A 22,984-nucleotide genomic window follows, 5' to 3' on the forward strand; every position below is an offset into this window, starting at 1 on the left:
GTAGAATGACAGATATAATACAATTATAAAACTTAAGGAAAAAAAATGAAACTAATAAAATTCAGTGCAGAAAATGTATATGGTTATCTAAAATTTGATATTACTTTTAATAATGATTTATCTTTTTTAGTTGGTGGGAACGGAAGCGGAAAAACAACAGTTCTAAAGTTAATTCAAGCTATTTTGACACCAAATTTAAAAGATATTTATTTAATACCATATGAAAAAATGGCACTTGAATTTGAAAAAGATAATAAGAAATATACAATTTTCATAGAAAAAACTAAAATCAAAATTTCAATTTTTTTAGATGGGAACCATGAAGAAAAGCTGACACTTGATAATATCCATGATCAAGATGAATTAGCATATATTTTATCTAGAGAAGAAAAATCTATTGATTTTTTTAATAAAAAACTATTTGAACAAAAAACAAACCATATTTTCAAATTTATACATGAAATTGAAGTTCCATTATTTTTAGGACTTGAAAGACGAGAGAACAATAGAGATGAAGATCATTTTTTTCACGAAAAAATTTTATTAAGAAATAGTGGTAAAGGAATTATTAGACACAATAGATATATTGACGGTTCACTAGGACAAAGCTTACAAGAAACACAAGAAATTGTAAAAAATGTATATGAAAAAATTAGAAGAAAAGAAGATTTTCAAAGAAAGAAATTAAGAGATGACATATTATTAACATCATTCAATTTTGCTAATTTTGGTGACTTACTTGATAGCAACGGCGATTTTAAAACAATGAATATTGATGAACAGTTTAATATTACAACAAAAAAAGAAGCCATCGCTAATGCTTTGAAAAATATTGGTTTTGATAGAGATAAAAACCTTAAAGAAATGGAAGATTTTTTTCTCAAAATAGAAGGTTTATTTTCCGAAATGAAAAATTCTGATACCAAAGGCGTGAATATTGCATGGCTTATTAATAAATCTCAAATTGATAGAATTTTAAAATTAATTGAACTAATCGATGAAAGTAATGCAAAAGTTGAAAAAAGTTATGAAACAATTAATAAATTTATAGATACTGTTAATCACTTTCTAGGCGATACAAAAAAAAGTATAGAAGTTGATAATATTGGGAATTTAAAAATAAAAAAACCTAATGGACAATATGCCACGATAGACGCATTGTCATCTGGTGAACGACAGTTAATAGTTATGTTTTCTCACTTAGTTTTTAAAAATGAAAGTAATCCAAGTGGAGTTTTTATCATAGATGAACCTGAATTATCATTGCATCTTAAATGGCAAGAAGAATTTGTTCAATACGCCCTGGAATCAAGTCCAAAAACACAATTAATTTTAGCCACCCATTCACCTGAAATTTTTGCTGGGTATGAAAACAAGGTAATTCAGGTTAAAGGAATATAAGCTGTGAGAGATAGTATTCCAGCAAGAACTCCAAAAAGTAAATATGCTAAAAGTTATCTATATCATGACTATAATGATATAGATTTTTTCATTGAGGACACAGATAAAAATACGATAAAAATACTTTTAGAACTAATTCAAAGAAGTTTATCTAAAAGTATTAAAGTGTCTCAACTTTTTCCATTAGGTGGAAGAGATAAAGTTAAAGATAAGTATATTAATAGAGACGATCAAAGAAAACAAATTTTTATTATAGATGGAGATTTATATTTACTTTTTGAAAATACAACATTTCAGAAGGGTTTAGTTTCACTTGAAAAATATTGCATTGAAAATTATTTACTTGACGAAAATGCTATACATGAATTGTTATATCAAGAATGCTCAAGTTATAACAATAAAGATTTAATGATAAAAGATTTTTCATATAATAAATGGTTTAAAAAACAAGACAAGCTTTTATCAAAACTATTTTTAGAATATGCGATAGAAAAAAAGAATAAATTAGGTCTTACTACTATAAAGTATAATGTTGCAAGGCTACAAAAGAAGAAAGGATCAAAACTTCTATGTGAACTTGACAACATATTAATTAACAAAAGAATAAAAAACTTAAAAAAAGAAATTAAAACTTTTCTAAACATAGTTACATATTCTAATGATAGATTAGATATATCCTCTAAACTAATAAACAATCAATTAAACTCAACTATTTATGTTTCATCAAAAGATTATATATTTCCACTAATTTTTAGAAGAATTAAAAAATTTGCTAACACTAATATAAATGATTCTAATTTTTTATTCAGATTATCCCAATTGTGTAGTGTTACTGATTTTAAAGCAACACTTATAAGACATGTATAGCTACTAGAGGTTAATATCCTTTTAGCAATTGTAAGTGCTTTATGACAGACCCGCTCCATATCTTTATACACTCATAGAATCTAACGCCAATAGCACTTTAACCAAAGAAGTACATGTCATAGGTGCTTAATCAACCTGATAAATCAGTACTCGCAATCTTTTAGACTGAAAATGTATACTTATACATTGGGAAAGTTGTGAACAAATAAATGAAAAACATAAACATAAAAATAGCAGATATTACACAAGAAGATGTATGTGCAGTGGTCAATGCGGCAAACAGTTCACTTCTGGGCGGTGGCGGTGTAGATGGCGCTATTCATCGTGCGGGCGGAGAGCAGATACTTAACGAATGCAAAAGCTTAAGAGCCTCTTCGTATCCAAACGGGTTGCCTACGGGAGAAGCTGTTGCTACAACCGCAGGAGAGATGAGAGCAAAATATGTGATCCATACCGTCGGTCCTGTCTATTCATCCTGCAAAAATCGCTGCGAGGAGCTTCTGTCAAACTGCTATATAAACTCACTAAAAGCAGCTTCTGAGCTAAAGTGCCGCAGCATCTCGTTTCCTGCCATCTCCACCGGTATTTACGGCTACCCAAAAGATAAAGCGGCAAAAGTCGCTTACAAAGCAGTTAAATCTTTTTTAGGCGCAGATGACTCCATGGAAGTAAACTTTGTATTTTCTTCACAAGAAAACTGCGATATTTTTACAGATGCTATAAAAGAGCTGCAAAGCAGAGATTGAATCTTTTTTTGTCTGAATTAATTGTAAAGGATATCAAAGAGGCTAATCAGTATAATTATGAACATTTTTATAGGATTTAACAGATGAGTATATTTGCCCTACAATCAGCCGCAGGCGGTTTTTTGGACGAAGGTTTAAAGCGCTTCAACAAAGAGTTTGACGACTGGTGTGTGCAGTTTGACAACTATGAAGATGCAAATTTTATAAGACAAAATCTTGATAAAAAAATAGTTGCGGAGGTTGTAGAGATTACGCCTCTAAGTTATCCAAAATATTTTTTTCATACTCTGCAAGGTGTTATCTATGCAACAAGACAGATTGATGATAAAATCATCTGCATTGTTGAACCGTATATGAGTTCAAACTTTCGTATCGCGGTGTGTGACTTAAATACAAAAAAAGTAACTATTACAAAGACTAGCTATAAAAATGTGTTAAGTGTAGAGGGTGCTTTTGCACATTTTAAAGTGAAATGAAATACGGATTATGAGCTTATAAAACAGTCTATTTCTACATTTAGACATCCACTTTATAAGAGGTCTGCAAGTGATGCTCGATAGATATTTGGCAGAGTTGTATCAGGTGGAAACAAAAGTACTCAATCAGGCTGTAAAAAGAAATGAAAACAGATTTCTCATCCTTTTGGTGTAAAGATAGAGTTCTTTTACCTATAATCCTGTTAAAATTATTCAATTATTGTAAAACAATTTTTCGGCTTTCCAATGTGAAACCCTTGCATATAGTCAATTCCCATCTCTTTTAGGGTTTTAACTATCTCTTCATCTTCAACAAACTCCGCAACCGTCTTAACATTTAGTTCTTTTGCAAGTGTTAATATACTATGTACAAAAGCTCTATCTTTTTTGTCTCTATTAATGTTTAATATAAACTCACCGTCAATTTTAAGATAATCTATCGGAAACTTTTTAATATAATGAAATGAAGAGAATCCTGAACCAAAATCATCTATGGCAAACTTATATCCTGCCATTTTAAGGTTTATTACAAATTTTTCCAATACTGAAAAATTTGTAACCGTCTCTCGTTCTGTAATTTCAAAAACAATATTATCCCTAGAAATATTATAAGTGCTTATCAGTTTTGTAATAGAGTCTGCATAATTGCCTACTACTAAAGATTTAGGAGATAGATTTATAAAGAGCAATCCTTGATAATTTTCCTCTTTTATCTTAATAAATGCATTCTCAATTACCATTAAATCCATACGGTTTATAATACTCATACTCTCTGCGACTTCTATAAATTCATAAGCAGAAATAATTTTATCGTTAATCTCAATACGCATTAAAAGTTCATGTATATCATTTTTTCCGCTGATTGCAGATTGAATCGGCTGAAAATACGGAACTATACGATTGTTTGCAATAGCATCTAAGAGAAGTGCGGATTTTGCTTTTTGCTCTTTAACTAAAGCTACTATATCATCACTCATCGGCGCTCTAACATTATTTTTCCCATCTTCTTTGACTTTATACATCATAGCATCAGCAATAAGAAAAAGTTCTTTAGCCGTTTTTGCATGAAGAGGATATACAGAAAGACCTATAGAGACTGTTATGCCAATATAGTTTCCATCGGTTGTTAATAGTTTAAAATCTTCTACCGCTTTTACTATTCTATTAGAGATTGCCAATGCTCCGTCTAAATCACACTCCGGCAAAATAACCGTAAACTCATCCCCACCGTAACGTGATAAAATATCTTCACCTCTTTTGACCTCAAGCAACAGTCTTGCGAATTCCTGCAAATACATATCTCCAAATGCATGTCCGTATCTATCGTTTATAGGTTTAAAATTATCACAGTCTATTACCATAACGGCAAACGAATTGTTATGGTGAGCAGATCTTTTTATCTCATATTCTAAAAAGTCCGTAAATACACGTTGATTAAAAAGTCCAGTTAGCGGATCGTGTGCTGCGTAATACTCTAAATCATTTGTATATTTATTTATAGCTTTAACAGAACCTACTAAATTTGCCATGGTAGTTAAGATGCTGTCAATTACTATATGCTTAACAGGATCTGCTGCAACATCAGACTGAACGCTAAGTCCTACTATTCCGCCTATTTTTGGAGTATCTAAAAAGAGAGTTTTAGTCCTATGAGAAAACGTATCATAATCTTTGATATCAATACGGTTATTATGGTTTGAGGTATTGTGTCTTATTTTATAGTCTGTATATCCTAGGAAGTGTTCATTACTTTCGATTGATTTATTTATAAACTCTTCGCAAAGTTTTTTAACTTCATTATTTGGAGAACCAAACCAAAAAATATCTACCTCAAATTGATCTTCTCCTACTCTAAATATAGTCATAAGCGTATAAGTGGGCATAACTTTATTTATATCATGTAAAAGTTCATTTATAAAATCACGCCAATCTTTAACAACTTCAGAAGTTATAATAAATTTATCTAAAAGTTGGACTTCAAACTCTAGCAAGTCTTTATCTACTGCTATTTTTTGAAGTTTTCTTGCAAGTTCGTTTACATTTAAGATGATAGCATTTATCTCGTCAAACCTAGCATCTATATCAGTAGAGTCAAACTCTTTAAAATCTTTTATAGAGTTGATATTTTGTACTTTTTTGTTAAAATGTTTAAGCGAATCCGTAATTTTAGATGACGTATATCTTGATGCAACAAAAGCTGCTAATGCAAAAAGCGGCAATACAATAAGAAAGAAATAAACATAATCTAAAAATGTATCTTTAATGATTTCAACAAAATCTTGCTCAACATCTATAACGCCTAAAGTATCTCCTACTTTTGCATTAACATGACAGCTCAAACACTCGTCTTTTGCGTTAAGAGGTAAAATATTTCTAAGTTTTCCCATATCACTAAGTACTATTTTTTCGCCGCTTCTCATGGCAGAGATAGTTAAATCATCTTTTTGCTTCTCATTAACTTCACCGAAAAGCTCTTTTATCTTATCTCCGCGATAGATATTTACAGAGTAGCTATCATCAAAATTCTCTTCAATTGAGTGCATAAACTCATTTAAATCCTCTCTGCTCCACCCTTTTTTCATAACCTGATACATAGAAGAAAAGATTTGATTTGAGACTATATTTGAGTGTTTTATTGCATTTTCTTGTGCTAATGTAGTATGAAGATATGATGTAAAGAGTAAAACAACAATGAAAAGAGTTGATAGAAGTACAATATTAATTGAGAATATAAAATTTTTTAAAGTTTTTGGCATCAAACATCTCCTGAACTATTTATAAGTTTAAAATAGCAAACATTATATGTTTTTTGAGCTTAGTTATTGCTAATATAATAAATTTTAACTATTAGTTATTTTTATGTAGGGGGTTTCTGGTAATAAAACGCAGTTTGTATATTAAATTTCTTGCATAACTTTTTTCCTAGATTACTTCACTTTGTTCGCAATGACGGTCATGGCGAATAGGAACTACGAAGCAATCTAGGTTATGCAAGAAATCTATTATTTCACATATACTAAGAACTCTATTTAACTTTTTCTAGGTATTCACAATCAACAGTATTTACTTTAATAGTATCACCCTCAAGCACATGGTAAGGAACTTGAACAACGGCACCTGTTTCTAGTGTTGCAGGTTTTTTGCTTCCGCTTGATGTGTCGCCTTTAAAGTTTGGAGGAGTATCTGTAATTACAAGTTCCATTATCTCAGGAGCGCTTACCGATATAGCATTACCTTTGTAAAAAATGATATCTACTTGAATTCCGTCTTTAAACCACTTAGAAGCATCATCACACTGCTCATAAGATAGTCCCAACTGCTCGTAAGTATCATTGTCCATAAACTGATACTGCTCCCCGTCGTCATAAAGATATTGCATTGTTTTGTAAGTAATTTCAGGTACTTCAAATTTATCGCCTGCATGAACTGTTTTTTCAACTACTTTGTTGTTTAGAAAACTCTTTACTTTCATACGAACAAACGCCGCACCTTTACCCGGCTTAACATGTTGAAACTCTACCACTTTGTACGGAACTTCACCTATGATAAGACGAACGTTCTTTTTGATATCACTCATTCCTATAGTTGCCATTACACTCACCTTGAAAAATTTTTTTGGATTTTACCCTAAAAGGACTTAAATTTCTTTTGTTATAATGTCAAAAATATAAACCTTAGGAAACGCAAATTATGCAATTTATACTAGAAGCTACTTCAAAAAATGCTCGTGCATGCACAATTAAAACAGCTCATTCAACCATAAAAACTCCTGTTTTTATGCCTGTTGGAACACTTGGAAGCGTTAAATCGCTTGATATGCAAGACGTGTTAGAGCTTCTAGGTGCCGAGATAATTTTAGCAAATACCTATCACATGTATTTGCGACCCGGAGATGAGACGGTTGCTAAGATGGGTAAGCTTCACGGCTTTACGACTTACCCTAAGAGTTTTTTAACAGATAGCGGGGGCTTTCAGGCATTTAGCCTTAGCGATATATCAAAAGCTTCAAAAGACGGTATAGAGTTTCGCTCTCACATAGACGGTTCAAAACACTTCTTTACACCAAAAAAAGTAATCGATATTCAAAACAATCTCGGTTCAGATATTATGATGATTTTAGATGATTTAGTAGCACTTCCCGCAACGCAAGAGAGAATCGCTTTAAGTATCGAGAGAACTACCGCATGGGCGAAGGAGTCGATTGAATATTTTAGAGAAAAACAAGCAAAAGGGATAGGAAAAGAGCAAAATATATTTGCGATTATTCAAGGCGGAACAGATAAAGCTTTTCGTACAAAGAGTGCGACTGAGCTTTGCGAACTTGATTATGACGGTTTTGCCATAGGCGGTCTATCGGTGGGCGAAGCCAATCAAGACATGTACGATACGGTTGAACATACCGTACAGTATATGCCTAAAGACAAGCCGCGCTATCTAATGGGTGTAGGGACTCCGGAGGATTTGATAGAAAACATTGAGCGCGGTATTGATATGTTTGACTGCGTTATGCCGACTCGTAATGCCAGAAACGGAACACTTTTTACATCATTTGGAAGGCTTAATATAAAAGGGGCTGCATATAAAGAGGATAACACTCCTGTTGATAGTGAGTGCGAATGTCTTACATGTAAAAGATACTCAAGAGCTTACTTGAACCATCTGTTTCGCTCTCGTGAGATAACATATTTCAGACTTGCAACTATTCACAACCTGCACTACTATCTAAACCTTATGAGAGAAGCAAGAGAAGCAATTTTAGAAGATAAATATGCAGAGTTTAAAGCAGAATTTTACGGTAAAAGAGGCTAAAAAACAGCCTCTATTTTTCCGTATAGCTCTTCACCGTTATAAAGCGAAAGTTTTTCATCCATTATTAGAATCTGGCTTGGATTAAAGAGCATGACGTTTGCTTTTTGTCCTACCGATATTGTTCCACATTTTTTTCCTATCGTATCCGATGGGTTTTTTACGCACAACTTTATAAGCTCACTCATTGAAATCATACCGCTTTTTACAAGTTTGCTATAGTACAGACTCATGGCATTTTTTAACCCGTCACATCCATAAGCCGCGTCATAAAAAGCTACCTCTTTATTTAGCGGAGAGCTTGGCTGATGAAGAGTAGTTAACATATCTATTTGACCGTTTTTAAGCGCCTCTTGCAAAAGCTTTATATCATCTTCACAAGCTAATGGAGGATTTAATTTTGCAGTGGTGTTAAAGTTTTTACATGTTTGGTCAGAATTTATAAGATGATGAATAGATACTTCACATCTAACGTCAACTCCATCTTTTTTTGCCTGACTTATCAGATAAATTGAACGAGGTGAAGCTATTGACTTAAAAACTATCTTTATCTTGAAATGTCTTGCTATCTCTATCATACGAGATACATGTAAGACTTCACTCAAATCAGGTATGCCTGCTAGCCCTAATTTTGAGCTGACGTTTCCTTCTAACATAACACCGCTTTTTATAAGTGAATTATCCTCTGCTTTACAAAAGAGTGTAACTTTATACATTTGACAATATTCGGCAATTTTAATAGCAACGTCATTTTTGGCTATGGTACTCATAAACGGAACTATCGCCCCACGTTTTAGCAAAATAGCAATATTACTCAGGGTGCTATCCTCTTTTAAAGTGTTTAGCATCAAATCAACTTTAGCGCCGCTTAGATTGTGAAGTGAATTTTGGGCAAATTCCAATACTATCTCATTGTCTATTGCAGGTAAGCTATCTGAATTTAAAACAATATGCCCTATTCCGTTCTCAAGAGCTTCATCCGAAACAGCTTTTATATTTTTGGCATTTAAAACAGAGTCTTGAACTCTTATATTAGTGTCAACTAAAAGCGGTATCAGGTATAATCCTGAGGCATCAACTATCTCATTATCTGACAAAGCAGAGCCTATCTCGGTTATCATACCATCTTGTATTCGTATATCGACATTTCTTTCACCGTCTGCATCACAAACTATTGCATTTTTCACTACCATATCTTCAACCTTTGTCGTGTTAATGAAATTGTAGTGGGTTCTGCCTTATAATTAAGATTAATTTTACCGGCTTTTAATGAATTTAGGTTATACTTTACAACCGACTTTGCAGGTTATAAAAAAATGGAAGCAGTTTGAAATATTCACTTAGGTTAGTTAAAATCTTTACCGTCGTCTTGTTTTTCTTTCTTTATTCTACCGTATATATTATTACTACTAATGACAAAAGTTCACGTATTGAACTTATCCTAAATCAAGAAATAAGCAATCTTGAACACAACTACAATGTTATTACCGATAGATACGGCATGATTTCAAATATTGTAAATCATGAAGTTTTTAATTCTCCTGCGGTCTTAAAACTACTTTATAGTGCAAAATATACAAAAAATGAAGATGAACTAAATAGTATCAGAACAAAGCTGTTTCAAGAAATTAACCCTAGTTTTGAACGACTAAAAGAGTTAGGTGTCAATGTTATACAATTTACAAATCAAGATAACAAAGTATTTCTAAGAGCAAATAAACCTCATATGCATGGCGATAAACTATTGGTAAATAATAATTTAGCGCATAATACTACTACTATGCAAAACAAAACGTTTCACGCTTTTTATAATGTTTTTCCCATTTATAGTAATAATGAATTTTTAGGTAGTGCTAATATTTCATTCTCATTTAAAAGCATGAGAGAGAGCATGTTAAAACTGCACAATACCGATACAAATTTTATATTAAACAAAAATCTTTTCAATTCGACGGTACATAATAATATAATACATACTCAATATCTTACAAGCATAGAACACAGTGGTTTTTTAGTCTCTAAAACTAACAATAATATTGAAGATTATAAAAGAAAAATAAACTTGCTTTTAAAAGATCAAATTGCAGTAAAAATTCAAGGACAAAATCCTTTTTCTCTATATAATCACCATAAAAGTGAAACTTATATTATCTCATTTTTTCCAATAAAAAATATGTATGAAAAAGATATTGCCGCATACATAGTATCTTACACGAAAAGTCGATATCTTGAAGAGATGCTACACGAGTATTTATGGGTAAACGGTGCCGCATTTTTTGGAATACTACTCCTGTGTATTGTTATATACTTCAATATAAAACAACGTATTTATCTTGAGCAAACAGTTAAAGAGAGAACAAAAGAGCTTGAGAAAGAAAAGACAAAAGCTCAAAATGCAACAAAAACTAAATCTCAGTTTTTGGCAAATATGTCACATGAGATTAGAACTCCTATTAACGGTGTAATAGGTATAAATCATCTGCTTTTAGAAACAACATTAAGCAAGGAGCAAAGAGACTATTTGCAAATAATTGATAACTCTGCCAAATCACTTCTTGGTATAATTAATGATATTTTAGACTTTTCAAAAATAGAAGCAAGTAAACTAACAATTGAAAAAATCAACTTTAATCTTAAAAAAACAGTAAGCAGTGTTATCGAATCGGTAAAATTTATAGCTGAAGAAAAAAATATTAAAATTCATCTTAAATATGAAGACGACCTTAAAGACTATTTTTATGGAGATAGCTTGAGAATTTCTCAAATATTAACAAATCTGCTAGGAAATGCTATTAAATTTACTAATAAAAATGGAGATATTTATATAAATATAACAAAATCAGATAACGATAAATTAATATTTGAAGTTAAAGACTCAGGAATCGGTTTAAGTGAAAAAGAGAAAAAAAAGCTATTTATATCATTTTCACAGGCTGATAACTCAACAACAAGAAAATATGGCGGTACAGGCTTAGGTTTAGCTATATCTAAACAACTAGTCGAATTAATGGGCGGAAAAATTTGGGTAGAAGGAAAAACAGGTGTCGGCAGCAGCTTTAAATTTGAAATTGAGCTTAAAGAAGCAGAGTCTAGTTATATAAAAACAGATGAGGAAGAGCCTAAGTTTAATAAAAATATTTTGTGTGCAACAAAAATACTTGTCGTAGAAGATAATATAACTAACCAAATGGTAATATTAGGGCTTTTGGAAGATTATATAAAAGAGATAGATATTGCAAAAAACGGTCAGGAAGCCGTTGAATTATTTGAAGTCGGCAAATATGAACTTATCTTGATGGATATACAGATGCCGGTTATGGACGGTTGCGAAGCAACAAGAATAATAAGAGGTATTGATAAGAACATCCCTATTATTGCTTTGACTGCTAATGCAATGAGTGAAGAGATAGAAAAAACAAAAGCTGCGGGAATGAATGAACATCTTACAAAACCTATAGATATTGAAAAACTTTTTAGCACAATTAGCAAATATATTAACTCTAATTTGAAATAATTATGTTTTATTAAAGGTTGCTAATTGAATTACCCATTTTTACTTTTACTATTCTTATCATCTTTAAATGCTTCATCTGCGTATAATGCGGGCAAAAGTCTATATATGCAAAAAGGTTGTTTTAGCTGTCACGGAAATAAGCTTGAAGGCTTACATAAGTACCCTTACCTAGCAAACAGAGCAAAAAACTATATGAGTTATAAACTTAAAAGATTTCGTTCAAAAATTTCAGACAATCAACAACAAGAGATGATGATACCTTTTGCCATCGGTTTAAGCGATAAAGATATAGATGATCTAACAACTTACATGTATGAGTTTGTGGAAGAAAAAAACAAAGATAAGTATGATGATAGTTATCAAGTATCAGGAGACGGCGGTTCATGAAAATATTGGTTAGCGCACTGGAACACTCGGCAAACGTTCATCTAAAATCTTTAAAACAAGAGTTAAGTGATGATATAGAGTTTATAGGTATTTTTGATAAAGAGCTAGGAGATAGCATAATAGACTTAAGAAGTCTTGCAATCATGGGTTTTGTTGATGCATTAAAAAAGTTAAGATTTTTTATAAAACTAAACAACGAGATGGTTGATTTAGCAAAAGATGCAGATAAAATTTTACTTATAGACTCATCAGGATTTAACCTCCCTCTTGCCAAAAAAATCAAAAAAAAGTACCCAGAAAAAGAGATTATCTACTACATTTTGCCTCAAGCTTGGGCATGGAAAAAAAAGAGAATTCCTGTTTTAGAAAAGACGATAGACCATCTTGCTTCAATACTCCCTTTTGAAAAAGATTTTTACTCTAAAAATGCTCCCATAGAGTATGTCGGTCATCCGCTCTTAGACCAGATAAAAGAGTTTAAAAAGAGTGTCAATAAAGATATAAAACATATCGCTTTTATGCCTGGAAGCAGAAGGGGCGAGATAAAAAAACTTATGCCGATTTTTAAAAAGGTAAGAGAAGAGTTAAATATCGACTCAACAATTGTCATACCAAAACACTTTACAAAAGAGGATGTTAAAGAGATTTACGGAGATATTTCAAGCTTTGTAGTAACTCATGATGCACATAAAACACTTCTTGAGACAGACTTTGCATTTATATGCAGCGGAACGGCAACACTTGAAGCTTCACTTATAGGAACACCTTTTATTCTCAGCTATATAGCAAAACCGCTTGATTATTTTATAGCAAGCAGGCTTGTAAAGCTGAGTCATATCGGTCTTGGCAACATCATGTTTAGCAAACTTCAAAACAGAGACCTTCATCCTGAATTTATACAAGAGAGCGTAACTGCTCAAAATCTTATAAAATCTTACAAAGAGTACGACACGCAAAAGTTTTTGGATGATTCCAAATCATTAAGAACTTACTTAAAACACGGCAGTTCAAAGAGAATGGCAGAAATTATACAACATTAATTCATCTGAGTACGACATTAAAATGCGTACTCTAATGCTAAGCGTTAAGCTTCTCTCTCACTATACTAACCGCTTCAACCATATTTTTAAGACTTGGTTTCACCTCGTCCCACTTTCTAGTCTTTAATCCACAATCAGGATTTATCCATAACTGCTCTTTTGGCAGAACTTCTAAAAGATGCTCTATCTGCTCTACTATTTCCTTGGCACTTGGAACTCTTGGGCTATGGATATCGTAAACTCCAGGACCTACTTCATTTTTGTATCCTGCACTTTTAAATATTTTTAGAAGCTCATTTCCGCTTCGAGCAGTCTCTATAGAGATAACATCTGCGTCCATCTCTTCTATGGTGTCAATTATGTCGTTAAATTCGCTATAGCACATGTGAGTATGGATTTGCGTCTCTTCTTTTGCACTGCTAACGGCTATTTTAAAATCTCTAACAGACCACTCTTCATAGATTTTTATCTTCTCCTCTCTTAGTGGGTAACCCTCTTTAAATGCGGCTTCATCAACCTGTATGATTTTTATTCCTGCTTTTTGCAAGTCGTCTATCTCATCACTAAGTGCGACTGCTATCTGCTTTGAAACTTCGCCTCTTGACATATCATCTCTTACAAACGACCAGTTTAAAATCGTAACCGGACCAGTTAACATCCCTTTCATGACAAGGTTTGTACGGCTTTGTGCATAAGTTATCCATTCGACCGTCATAGGGCGAGGTCTGCTTATATCTCCATAAATAAATGGCGGTTTTACACATCTGCTTCCATAGCTCTGAACCCAGCCGTTTTGACTAAATCCATATCCCTTCAGCTGTTCGCCAAAATACTCAACCATATCATTTCTCTCAGGCTCTCCATGAACCAAAACCTCTAAACCGCACTCCTCTTGAAATGCAACACACTCATCTATATACTTTTTCATCTCTGCTTCATAACTCTCTTTTGAGATTAGGGCAGATTTAAAATCACTTCTAGCCACTCTTAATTCAGGAGTTTGAGGAAATGAGCCTATGGTTGTAGTTACCAAATCTTTGTATCCCAGAAGCTCTCTTTGAAGGTCTATTCTCGCAGCCGCATCGCCATCTCTTTGAAGTTTTGTATGATTTTTAACTCTTTGTTGCACTGCTTTATCGTGAATAAGATTTGAGTTTTTTCTACTCTCATTTGCTTGGGCATTTTTGCGTAACTCATCTTTTTCTGCCTCACTTAAACCATCTTTATCAAAAAACAGTTTTGAGACAAGTGAAATCTCATCTAGCTTTTCAAGCCCGTAACTAAGCCACTCTTTTATCTCGCTACTCATTTTCTGCTCATATCTTTTACTAAATGGTACATGTAGAAGTGAGCAAGATGAAGAGATGAGAATATTCTCTTTTTTTACGGTTTTTGAAATATTTTCTAAAAGTTGCAAAGTTTTTAAAATATCGCATCTCCAAATATTTCTGCCATCCACTACTCCAGCAATTAGCTTTTTACCGCTTGAGGCAATAATTTCAAGCGAATTAAGATTTTTATCCCCATATAAAAAGTCAAGCCCGATAGCCCAAATTGGAGTGTGAACTAAAACTTTTGTAGCCTCATTTGAGTGTTCAAAATATGTTACAACTGCAATTTTTATGTTTGTTGAAACCTTGCAAAGTCTATCATAAGTGGGTTTTATAATACTAAGTACTTTTGTATCCAACCCTTTTACAAAAATCGGCTCATCTATCTGCACGACTATCTCATTATCAACAGCTGAAATAGTCTCTATGAGTTTCTCATAAATAGGTACTATCTTGCTCCAAAGCTCATAAATATCTCCCCCATCAACTCTTTTGCTAAGCCCCAGATAAGTAATAGGTCCTATAATATTTATCTTTGTTTTTATGCCCAGCTTTTTTGCTTCGTTATACTCTGCTATGATTTTTGAAGCATTGAGCGAGTAGTTATCCTCTAAACTTAACTCTGGAACTATGTAGTGGTAGTTTGTGTTAAACCATTTTGTCATCTCCATAGCCACATACGAACTGTTTCCTCTTGCCATTGAAAAATAGAGCTCTTCATTTTTTAAAGTCTCAAATCTCTTTGGAATAGCTCCAAGCATAATTGAAGTATCTAACATGTTGTCATATAGTGAAAAATCATTAGAGCTTATAAACTCCACTCCAGCGTCTCTTTGATACTCCCAATGTCTCTTCTTTAACTCTGCTGCTACGCCTAAAACTTCTTCAAATGAGCATTTTTTTGCCCAAAACTCCTCTAAAACTTTTTTCAACTCTCTTTGCTCCCCTATTCTTGGGAAACCTATTACGAAACTTTTTGACATCAGAATATCCTTGTTATACTATTTATAACGCCAAAAGAAATAATTCTTTTGACTATGCTAGCCGCTATGGCACTAAAGCTTCATATCTAAAGATATGAGAATTATTGGTAGTATTTTAAAAAAAGAGATTAAAGAGGAGGATGAACGCCTGTGCGTCTAAACGCAAAGTAAGTTGTGTAGTATGGACAACGAGGTATAAAATGATTTATCAAAAGAGAGATTCTAGTCTTAAGCGCAAAAAATATATTGCAAAAGCAAGGTTTAGAGATATCGCTAATATTTTCGACCGACTTCATATCTCTTCCTTTTCATAAATTTTTGGCAATTTTAACACATTTTTTATTTTTATATACTTTTTAAAAGCTCTAAAAAGCTATCAGCTTCTATAAATCCCACAATAGTTTTTGAGCTTATTACATTTAATTCTTTATCAAAAAAGAGTATTACCGGTGGACCGAAAACCCCATACTTTTTGCTTAACTCTTTTTGCTCTTGATTATTTTCTGTCACATCGGCGCGGATAAGTACAAATTCGCTCATTTTTGCTTTTACGGCTTCATCTGCAAATGTTATTTTATCAAGCTCTTTACAAATGGCGCACCACTCTGCACTAAAATCAAGCAATATTTTTTTGCCTTTGTTTGCGGCTAAAAGCTCATCAAGCTCTTTTATTGATTTTACAATTTTAAACTCTACATGTGAAGATTTTACGACATTAGAAGACGCTGATACTGAACTCTTTAGAAAATCAAGCGGTTTTGTCATGCTACTTGAACCGCCCATTACACCGACAAAAAGCAGCGTAGAATAGATAAAGATAATCATACCCATGCTTCTTCTAAATATATGCGCACCATTCTCAAAAGCACCCAAATAGAGTGCAAAACCGATACCTAGCATAGCATAAAGAAGCATTACGACGTAACTATCTACAACACGTTCAAGCATCCAGATAGCTACTCCTAGCATCATTACGCCAAATACTGCACTAATCATAGTCATCCATGCACCGGGGCGTGGCATAAACTTACCTGCGCTTATACCTACGACTATAAGAGGCAGACCCATACCTATACTCATAAAAAAGAGTGCGGCTCCGCCAAGAAATGCATCACCCGTTTGACCGATATAGATAAGTGCTCCTGCAAGAGGAGCAGCAACACAAGGACCTACGATAAGTGCAGATAAAAAGCCCATTACCGCAACACCTATATATCCGCCCCTCTCTGAGTGATGATTTGAGCTTACTTTTGCCACTAAAGAGTCAGGTAGTTTTAACTCATAAAAACCGAACATACTAAATGCGAGTGCTATAAAAATAGCAGAAAATGAGTAGATAACCCATGGAGTCTGAAGAGCAGCTTGAAGGTTTGAACCAAATAGCCCTGCTAAAACTCCTGCAATGGTATATGCAACAGCCATTGCGAGAACATAAACTACCGAGAGCATAAATGCTTTTTTAACAGTTATACCTTCTCCTTGAGATATTATAATTCCTGAAATAATAGGTATCATAGGAAATACGCACGGAGTAAGGGAAAGCAAGAGCCCAAAACCAAAAAATGTAACAAGGATTAAAGCTATATTGCCATGTTTTATAGTATCTGCTATTGCATCGCTTTGTGACAACTCTTTTTTCTCTACCTTACTCTCTATCTTTGCTTCTGCTTTTGTCTCAATTTTTGGCAAACTTTCTTTATCGGCACCTACATCAAGTTTTGAACTATCAATATCAAACTTAAAAGATTTTGTATATGGCTCATAACATAAACCCTGCTCCGAACATCCTTGATACGAAAGCTCAAAATCTATGCTTTTTATACCGCTCACACTCTCATCTTTTTTTAAACTAACAACAAAAACCGGAGACTCAAGATAGACCATGTCTCCGTGATGCTCTATGCTTTTTGGTTTTGAGATATCCTTGATGCTTATACCGTTAGCGTTTTTGATTTCGGCTTTTATAGAATCAACATAAATGTATATCTCTTTTCCCATTTCCACACCGACTTCTATCTGCATCTTATCATTTAATTTTGCATATGGTTTAAATGCTTCATCAGGCATCAAAAACTTCGGTTGCGCACCAAATAAAAGTGTAGATAACAGTAAAAGTAGAATAGTTTTTAGCATACTTGCTCTCTCATGTGAAAATATAATCACAAAATTATAACAAAATAATAATTTACAAATTTTTTTCTACCATTTTTTTCCATCTCGATTACGGAAACACTTTTATGGTAAAAATATACTTACTTTTAAGCTCAAAGAAAGAGAGAATCTTATAATCTACCAAATATTATAATATTAAAAAGAAATTTAAATGGCAAACAGATTACAATTGGAAGACTCTCCATACCTTCAACAACATAAAAACAATCCTGTTGATTGGTACCCGTGGTGCGACGAAGCATTTCTTAAAGCAAAAGTCGAAAATAAAGCAATTTTTATCAGTATCGGGTACAGTTCATGTCACTGGTGTCATGTTATGGAAGAGAACGTTTTTGAAAACAAAGAGTGTGCTGATATTTTAAACAAAAGTTTTATCTGCATAAAAGTTGACAAAGAAGAGCGCCCCGACATTGATAAACACTATCAAGAGGTTTACATATTGCTAAATAGACGTGCCGGCGGATGGCCGACCTCAATATTTTGTACACCTGAAAATAAGCCTTTTTTTGCAGGAACTTATATACCGCCCGAGTCTAGAGAAGGAAGTATTGAAGGTATGGGCTTTATAGAACTTACAAAGCTTATAGCCGACAAAATATCTTCTCATGATGAGCAGTTACTAAAAAATGCGGATGAGATTGAGAGCTTTTTAAACCACAAAGAACATCCCAAAGAGGCAACCGTTTTAAAAGAGGATTTTAGTAAAAACTTTATGCTTCAGGTGAAAAGCAATTATGACACTCTGCACGGCGGATTTTCGTCTTCTCCAAAATTTCCGCAAGTAAGCACTCTTGGCACACTACTTGTAATTGACAAACTCTACGACGACAAAGCGGCAAAAGCTATGGTTTTAAACACTTTGCAAAATATGAAAAAAGGCGGAATGTATGATTTGATAGAGGGCGGTTTTTGTCGTTACAGCGTTGATGAGGAGTGGCTTGTGCCTCACTTTGAGAAGATGCTTTACGACAATGCTCTTCTTTGTGAGCTATATACGAATGCATACTTGACATATCAAGATGATAGTTTCTTACATGTAGCAAAAGAGATTGCCGATTTTTGGCATAACCACATGAGTCAAGATGATTTGATGTATAGTGCCAGTGACGCAGATAGCGAAGGTGAAGAGGGAACTTACTTTATATACTCTTATGATGAGGTTTATAAACTACTATCAGATAACGGATATGAAAACATTGAAGATATTTTAGAGAAATTAAGTATCAGTGAAGATGGTAACTTTGAGGACAAAAATATTATTAGATTTAAAAACACTCCGCCAAAAGAGTTTGAAGATATAAAGTTTCTGTTAAGAGGATTAAGAGCCTCAAGAGAATATCCGTTTATCGACAAAAAGATTCAAACTTCTTGGTCGTCAATGATGATAAAGGCTCTTTTTGTTCTTGGAAATATTGATGATAGCTACAAACAAAAAGCTATAAAGAACCTTGATGCACTCTTAAAATCGATGTTTATAGAAGGAAAACTCTACCACAGCACTCTAATACATAAAACTCCAAAAGTCGAAGCTTTTTTGGAAGATTATGCATTTCTGGCACAAGCACTCATCGAAGCTTTTAACTCAACGCAGGATGAACTTTATCTCATTCGTGCCCAAAATTTTGCAAATAGTGCTTTAGAGAAATTTTACGACAAAGGCACATGGAAATTCAGCATAGGAGAGTTTGAAACAAAAGCCGAAATTTCAGACAACACATACACAAGTTCAGTTAGCATAATGATTGATGTACTGATATCTCTTAGCACCCTTCTTGAAGATGAAAAGTATGCTCACTTTGCATTCAAAACACTAGAGTACAACTCTTATGAACTCGCAAGACGACCGGTAATATATCCATACATGTTACGTCAAGTGTTAAGATACTTAAAAGGTGACAGAGTCGTAAAATCAAATACTAAAAATTTAACCTCAAATGCATTTGAACTCGCTTCGCTGAAATATCCGTTTATTCAAAAAAAGGCTCACGAAAGCGAAGATTATATGATTTGCGGCGATAAGAGTTGTTTTGCCAATACAAAAAGTATAAATAAGATAGATGATATAATTTCAAACACTTTTTAAAAGGAACAAAATTATGAAACAAATTATTTTAATGGCTGTACTAGCACTTGGAGCTATGGGTACTTTTAGTGGTTGCGAGAGAAACGATTATCAGCACCCGATGCATAGAAAATAGGAAAACTTTTGAACAGTATGAAACTAGGTGTAAATATAGACCATATAGCTGTACTTCGAGAAGCTAGAAGAGTCAATGACCCAGATATCTTAAACGCTTTATATGTTGCATGTCAAAACGGTGCAGACCAGATAACTATACATCTGCGCGAAGATAGACGTCATATTCAAGACGCTGATGCTTACAATATCATAAAACACTCTACTCTGCCCGTAAATTTGGAGTGTTCTATAAACAGAGACATTTTAAACATCGTAACGGAGTTAAAACCGCACCGCGCAACCCTTGTTCCGGAAAAAAGGCAAGAGGTTACGACTGAGGGCGGACTTGATGTTTTTACTTATGAGGATGAAATCTCTTATGCTATAGAGCTTTTACATGACTACATCATTCCCGTTTCTCTATTTGTAGATCCAACCATTGAAGCAATGGAGAAGTCAAAAGAGCTTGGAGCAGAAATGGTAGAGCTTCATACGGGAACATTTGCAAATATTTATGCCATGTTAAACTCCTCACTCTCTTACTCAAACCACTCCATAAAAGAGTTGGAACTTCCTCGTCATGAACTTGCCATAAAACTTGAAAAGTCTATTACGGCTATAACTGAAGCGGCAAAACATGCAAAAAAAATAGGACTTGAAGTTGCAGCAGGACACGGACTTAACTATCATAACGTATCTTACATGATGAGTATCGCCGAAATTACAGAACTAAATATAGGTCAAAGCATAGTGGCAAGAAGTGTCTTTAGCGGCTTGGCAGATGCTGTAAAAGAGATGAAGAGATTAACAACTAGATGAAACCTCGTATAGCCGTTAGTGTCGGCGATTTAAACGGTGTAGGTATAGAGATAGCGCTTAAGGCTCACAAAGAGATATCTGCACTTTGTACTCCGATTTACTGCATAAACGCCTACATGTTAAATCAAGCTGCCGAACTTTTAGACGTAAAAATTCCGAGTGATTTTAAAATCTTTGATATCAAGGGCAATTTTAACATAAGAGAGGGTTGCATAGACAAAGATGCAGGAAAATACTCTTACGACTCATTTTTAAGCGCAATTAAACTTTGTGAAAAGAAAGAATCAGATGCCGTAGTTACTTTGCCTATTCATAAAGAGGCATGGATGTTAGCGGGAATAAAGTACAAAGGTCATACCGACTTGCTTCGCGATTACTTTAAAAAAGATGCCATTATGATGCTTGGATGCGAGAAGATGTTTGTCGCACTCTATACCGAACACATACCGTTAAAAGATGTACCTGCTCATATAAAAAAAGAAAAACTGCTTAACTTTTTTCTTGATTTAAATAAAAATCTGCCAAATGAGAAATTTGCAGTTTTAGGATTAAATCCTCATGCAGGAGATAACGGAGTTCTCGGCGATGAAGAGAGAGAGATAGAAACTGCTATAAGTGAAGCAAATAAGATTATAGGTAAAGAGCTGTTTTTTGGTGCAATAGTTCCTGATATTGCTTTTACGCCTCGCTTTAGAGCTGACTATAAATATTTTGTCGCTATGTATCACGATCAGGGTTTAGCACCTCTAAAAGCTCTCTATTTTGATGAGAGCATAAACGTATCTCTAAACCTTCCTATCATAAGAACTTCGGTAGATCACGGAACGGCTTTTGATATAGCTTATAGAGGAAAAGCTTCGACTCTTAGCTATATCAATGCGATTAAGAGTGCGATAAAATTTATTTAGTCGTTTCAAGCGGTTTTGCATTACACAAAAGCGCTTCTATATTTGTTTTAAAAGCAATTCCCACTTCACTCCATGTTTTCCCTTTATGAAGGTCAAAACAAGCTTCATTTATTGATGATAATGCTTCATTTGCACCAAAATCCAAAATATCGATTATACCTTCGGCTTTAAATACTTTGTTGGCAAAACTATATTTCATAGGTATTGTTTTACTTTTAGAGTTCATAGTTATCTCTACCGTTACTATTCCCGTTCTAGGAGCATCTTTAATTTTTTTATCGGCTTTTATATCTACTATTTTTGCCTCAATATTTTTAGAACTCATCATGCCGAAAAAGAATTTAGAAAGTTTTTGGTCACGACCTTCATTTTTAGAATTAACGCTTGAAGCATCAATAACAGCTTTTGAACCCACTAAAATTGAGCGAAAATTCTCACCGCTCTTTGCAACAGGCGTGTAAGAAACTATGTCAAATACTCCGCCTACAGCTATTTTTTCATTGGTTTTATAACCTATCCAACTAACCTCAACCGCTCCTACCTGAGAGAGCTCACAACCGCCCTTCCCCTGTGCATTTGCATTTGATGCAACAAATAGTGCCAAAAACATAGAAAAAACAATATTCTTCATCCTAATCCTTTAATAAATATGCCAAATTATAGCCAATATTTATTTGTTATCTTCATCTCTTTTTAAAAAGTATAATATTTTTAAAGTTATGTTTAATAATTTTTAAATTCAAACTATCTGCTATTTTCTCAAAAGTCGCTAAGTTGAAAAAGCCTATATGAGTAATATCTCTTATGTACCACCACTTAAAAAACTCATCGTCGTTTGCAGGAGCAAAAGCACTCATTAGCAAAAGATAACCGCCCTCTTCTACATGTAAAAGCAGTTCACTAAAAACTTCAAGCGGATTTTTTAGATGCTCAAATACTTCGGTAGAAAGTATTAAATCGTATCTCTTATCCTCATACACTTTTTTTGGAAAGTAGAACAAATCATACCTATCACATGTAATGTTGTTTCTCTCCAAAAGTATAGGTAGAACTTCGCCCTCCCCGCATCCAAAATCAAGTGCTGTTTTTATATCTTGTTGTTGTGGGAGAACAAACTCCTCTATCAAATTTTCAAACATTTTAATATAACCGAGTGATTCAAAACTGTTGTGATGTTTATCGTAATGCTTTTTCTCTCTAGCTTTATCTACATAAAAGGACTCATCTAAAAAAATATACTCACATGTAGAACATTTGTGATATATTTTAGAAGTTTTTACGTCGGTTATGGGAGTTGTAGTGCTGTTGCAAATCTTACATTTTTTCATTAGCAAATAATACCATTTTCTTTTTAG

Annotated in this window: 20 protein-coding genes; 12 read left to right on the forward strand and 8 right to left on the reverse strand. The window is 33.5% G+C overall.

Annotated features, from left to right (window positions below; genetic code table 11):
- Positions 1 to 45 precede the first annotated feature (45 nt).
- The 5 genes from A2530_RS03710 (at position 46) to A2530_RS03730 (ending at position 3,665) form a co-directional block, all read left to right on the forward strand.
- A complete protein-coding gene (locus A2530_RS03710) occupies positions 46 to 1,401 on the forward strand; it encodes an AAA family ATPase (RefSeq protein WP_294885801.1) in 1,356 nt (451 codons plus the stop codon).
- A gap of 3 nt (positions 1,402 to 1,404) precedes the next feature.
- Positions 1,405 to 2,268 carry a DUF4435 domain-containing protein gene (locus A2530_RS03715; RefSeq protein WP_294885802.1) on the forward strand — a complete coding sequence of 288 codons (864 nt, stop codon included), beginning with the start codon at positions 1,405 to 1,407 and terminating at the stop codon, positions 2,266 to 2,268.
- A 209-nt stretch (positions 2,269 to 2,477) separates the two neighbouring features.
- On the forward strand, positions 2,478 to 3,014 hold the full coding sequence (locus A2530_RS03720; RefSeq protein WP_294885804.1) for an O-acetyl-ADP-ribose deacetylase: 537 nt from the start codon (positions 2,478 to 2,480) through the stop codon (positions 3,012 to 3,014).
- Between the two features lie 83 nt (positions 3,015 to 3,097).
- Positions 3,098 to 3,490, forward strand: coding sequence for a hypothetical protein (locus A2530_RS03725; protein WP_294885806.1), 393 nt, complete (start codon positions 3,098 to 3,100; stop codon positions 3,488 to 3,490).
- A gap of 55 nt (positions 3,491 to 3,545) precedes the next feature.
- Positions 3,546 to 3,665, forward strand: coding sequence for an ORF6N domain-containing protein (locus tag A2530_RS03730; RefSeq protein ID WP_294886150.1), 120 nt, complete (start codon positions 3,546 to 3,548; stop codon positions 3,663 to 3,665).
- A 34-nt stretch (positions 3,666 to 3,699) separates the two neighbouring features.
- Here the strand turns inward: A2530_RS03730 and A2530_RS03735 are convergent, their stop codons facing one another.
- Together A2530_RS03735 and efp are read right to left on the reverse strand one after the other, a co-directional pair.
- Complete coding sequence (locus A2530_RS03735; RefSeq protein WP_294885808.1) at positions 3,700 to 6,246, reverse strand: bifunctional diguanylate cyclase/phosphodiesterase; 2,547 nt, start codon at positions 6,244 to 6,246, stop codon at positions 3,700 to 3,702.
- A 269-nt stretch (positions 6,247 to 6,515) separates the two neighbouring features.
- Positions 6,516 to 7,082: an elongation factor P gene (gene efp / locus A2530_RS03740; protein WP_294885810.1), complete on the reverse strand. Its 567-nt coding sequence runs from the start codon at positions 7,080 to 7,082 to the stop codon at positions 6,516 to 6,518.
- Positions 7,083 to 7,180: 98 nt separating this feature from the next.
- On the opposite strand from efp, the gene tgt reads away from it, so the two are divergent.
- On the forward strand, positions 7,181 to 8,299 hold the full coding sequence (tgt, locus tag A2530_RS03745) for a tRNA guanosine(34) transglycosylase Tgt (RefSeq protein WP_294885811.1): 1,119 nt from the start codon (positions 7,181 to 7,183) through the stop codon (positions 8,297 to 8,299).
- Here tgt and A2530_RS03750 read toward each other — a convergent pair.
- Positions 8,296 to 9,513, reverse strand: a complete 1,218-nt coding sequence (locus A2530_RS03750; protein ID WP_294886152.1) for an amidohydrolase family protein — start codon at positions 9,511 to 9,513, stop codon at positions 8,296 to 8,298. The two genes, tgt and A2530_RS03750, sit on opposite strands and share 4 nt — an antisense overlap.
- A gap of 110 nt (positions 9,514 to 9,623) precedes the next feature.
- On the opposite strand from A2530_RS03750, the gene A2530_RS03755 reads away from it, so the two are divergent.
- Genes A2530_RS03755 through lpxB form a run of 3 tightly spaced genes read left to right on the forward strand, consistent with a single transcriptional unit; the run spans position 9,624 to position 13,237 of the window.
- A complete protein-coding gene (locus tag A2530_RS03755) occupies positions 9,624 to 11,810 on the forward strand; it encodes an ATP-binding protein (RefSeq protein ID WP_294885813.1) in 2,187 nt (728 codons plus the stop codon).
- 24 nt (positions 11,811 to 11,834) lie between these two features.
- On the forward strand, positions 11,835 to 12,197 hold the full coding sequence (locus tag A2530_RS03760; protein ID WP_294885815.1) for a c-type cytochrome: 363 nt from the start codon (positions 11,835 to 11,837) through the stop codon (positions 12,195 to 12,197).
- Positions 12,194 to 13,237: a lipid-A-disaccharide synthase gene (gene lpxB, locus A2530_RS03765; protein ID WP_294885816.1), complete on the forward strand. Its 1,044-nt coding sequence runs from the start codon at positions 12,194 to 12,196 to the stop codon at positions 13,235 to 13,237. Before A2530_RS03760 ends, lpxB begins: the two co-directional genes overlap by 4 nt.
- Before the next feature lie 37 nt (positions 13,238 to 13,274).
- Here the strand turns inward: lpxB and metE are convergent, their stop codons facing one another.
- The 3 genes from metE to dsbD all read right to left on the reverse strand — a co-directional run bounded on the left by metE (position 13,275) and on the right by dsbD (position 17,684).
- A complete protein-coding gene (gene metE / locus A2530_RS03770; protein WP_294885818.1) occupies positions 13,275 to 15,551 on the reverse strand; it encodes a 5-methyltetrahydropteroyltriglutamate--homocysteine S-methyltransferase in 2,277 nt (758 codons plus the stop codon).
- Positions 15,552 to 15,679: 128 nt separating this feature from the next.
- Positions 15,680 to 15,847 carry a hypothetical protein gene (locus tag A2530_RS03775; RefSeq protein WP_294885819.1) on the reverse strand — a complete coding sequence of 56 codons (168 nt, stop codon included), beginning with the start codon at positions 15,845 to 15,847 and terminating at the stop codon, positions 15,680 to 15,682.
- Positions 15,848 to 15,896: 49 nt separating this feature from the next.
- Positions 15,897 to 17,684, reverse strand: a complete 1,788-nt coding sequence (dsbD, locus tag A2530_RS03780; RefSeq protein ID WP_294885821.1) for a protein-disulfide reductase DsbD — start codon at positions 17,682 to 17,684, stop codon at positions 15,897 to 15,899.
- Positions 17,685 to 17,874: 190 nt separating this feature from the next.
- Here dsbD and A2530_RS03785 point away from each other — a divergent pair, with 190 nt between their 5' ends.
- The 3 genes from A2530_RS03785 (at position 17,875) to pdxA (ending at position 21,629) form a co-directional block, all read left to right on the forward strand.
- Positions 17,875 to 19,806: a thioredoxin domain-containing protein gene (locus A2530_RS03785; protein ID WP_294885822.1), complete on the forward strand. Its 1,932-nt coding sequence runs from the start codon at positions 17,875 to 17,877 to the stop codon at positions 19,804 to 19,806.
- A 132-nt stretch (positions 19,807 to 19,938) separates the two neighbouring features.
- Positions 19,939 to 20,721, forward strand: a complete 783-nt coding sequence (locus A2530_RS03790) for a pyridoxine 5'-phosphate synthase (protein ID WP_294886153.1) — start codon at positions 19,939 to 19,941, stop codon at positions 20,719 to 20,721.
- Positions 20,718 to 21,629: a 4-hydroxythreonine-4-phosphate dehydrogenase gene (gene pdxA / locus A2530_RS03795; protein ID WP_294885824.1), complete on the forward strand. Its 912-nt coding sequence runs from the start codon at positions 20,718 to 20,720 to the stop codon at positions 21,627 to 21,629. Before A2530_RS03790 ends, pdxA begins: the two co-directional genes overlap by 4 nt.
- Here pdxA and A2530_RS03800 read toward each other — a convergent pair.
- Entirely contained in the window at positions 21,622 to 22,260 is a 639-nt protein-coding gene (locus tag A2530_RS03800) for a YceI family protein (RefSeq protein WP_294885826.1), read from the reverse strand. The genes pdxA and A2530_RS03800 overlap by 8 nt on opposite strands.
- Positions 22,261 to 22,312: 52 nt before the next feature.
- Positions 22,313 to 22,957, reverse strand: coding sequence for a class I SAM-dependent methyltransferase (locus A2530_RS03805; protein WP_294885828.1), 645 nt, complete (start codon positions 22,955 to 22,957; stop codon positions 22,313 to 22,315).
- Between the last annotated feature and the right edge of the window lie 27 nt (positions 22,958 to 22,984).

This window comes from Sulfurimonas sp. RIFOXYD2_FULL_34_21 (assembly GCF_001830805.1).
Classification (GTDB): Bacteria; Campylobacterota; Campylobacteria; order Campylobacterales; family Sulfurimonadaceae; genus Sulfurimonas.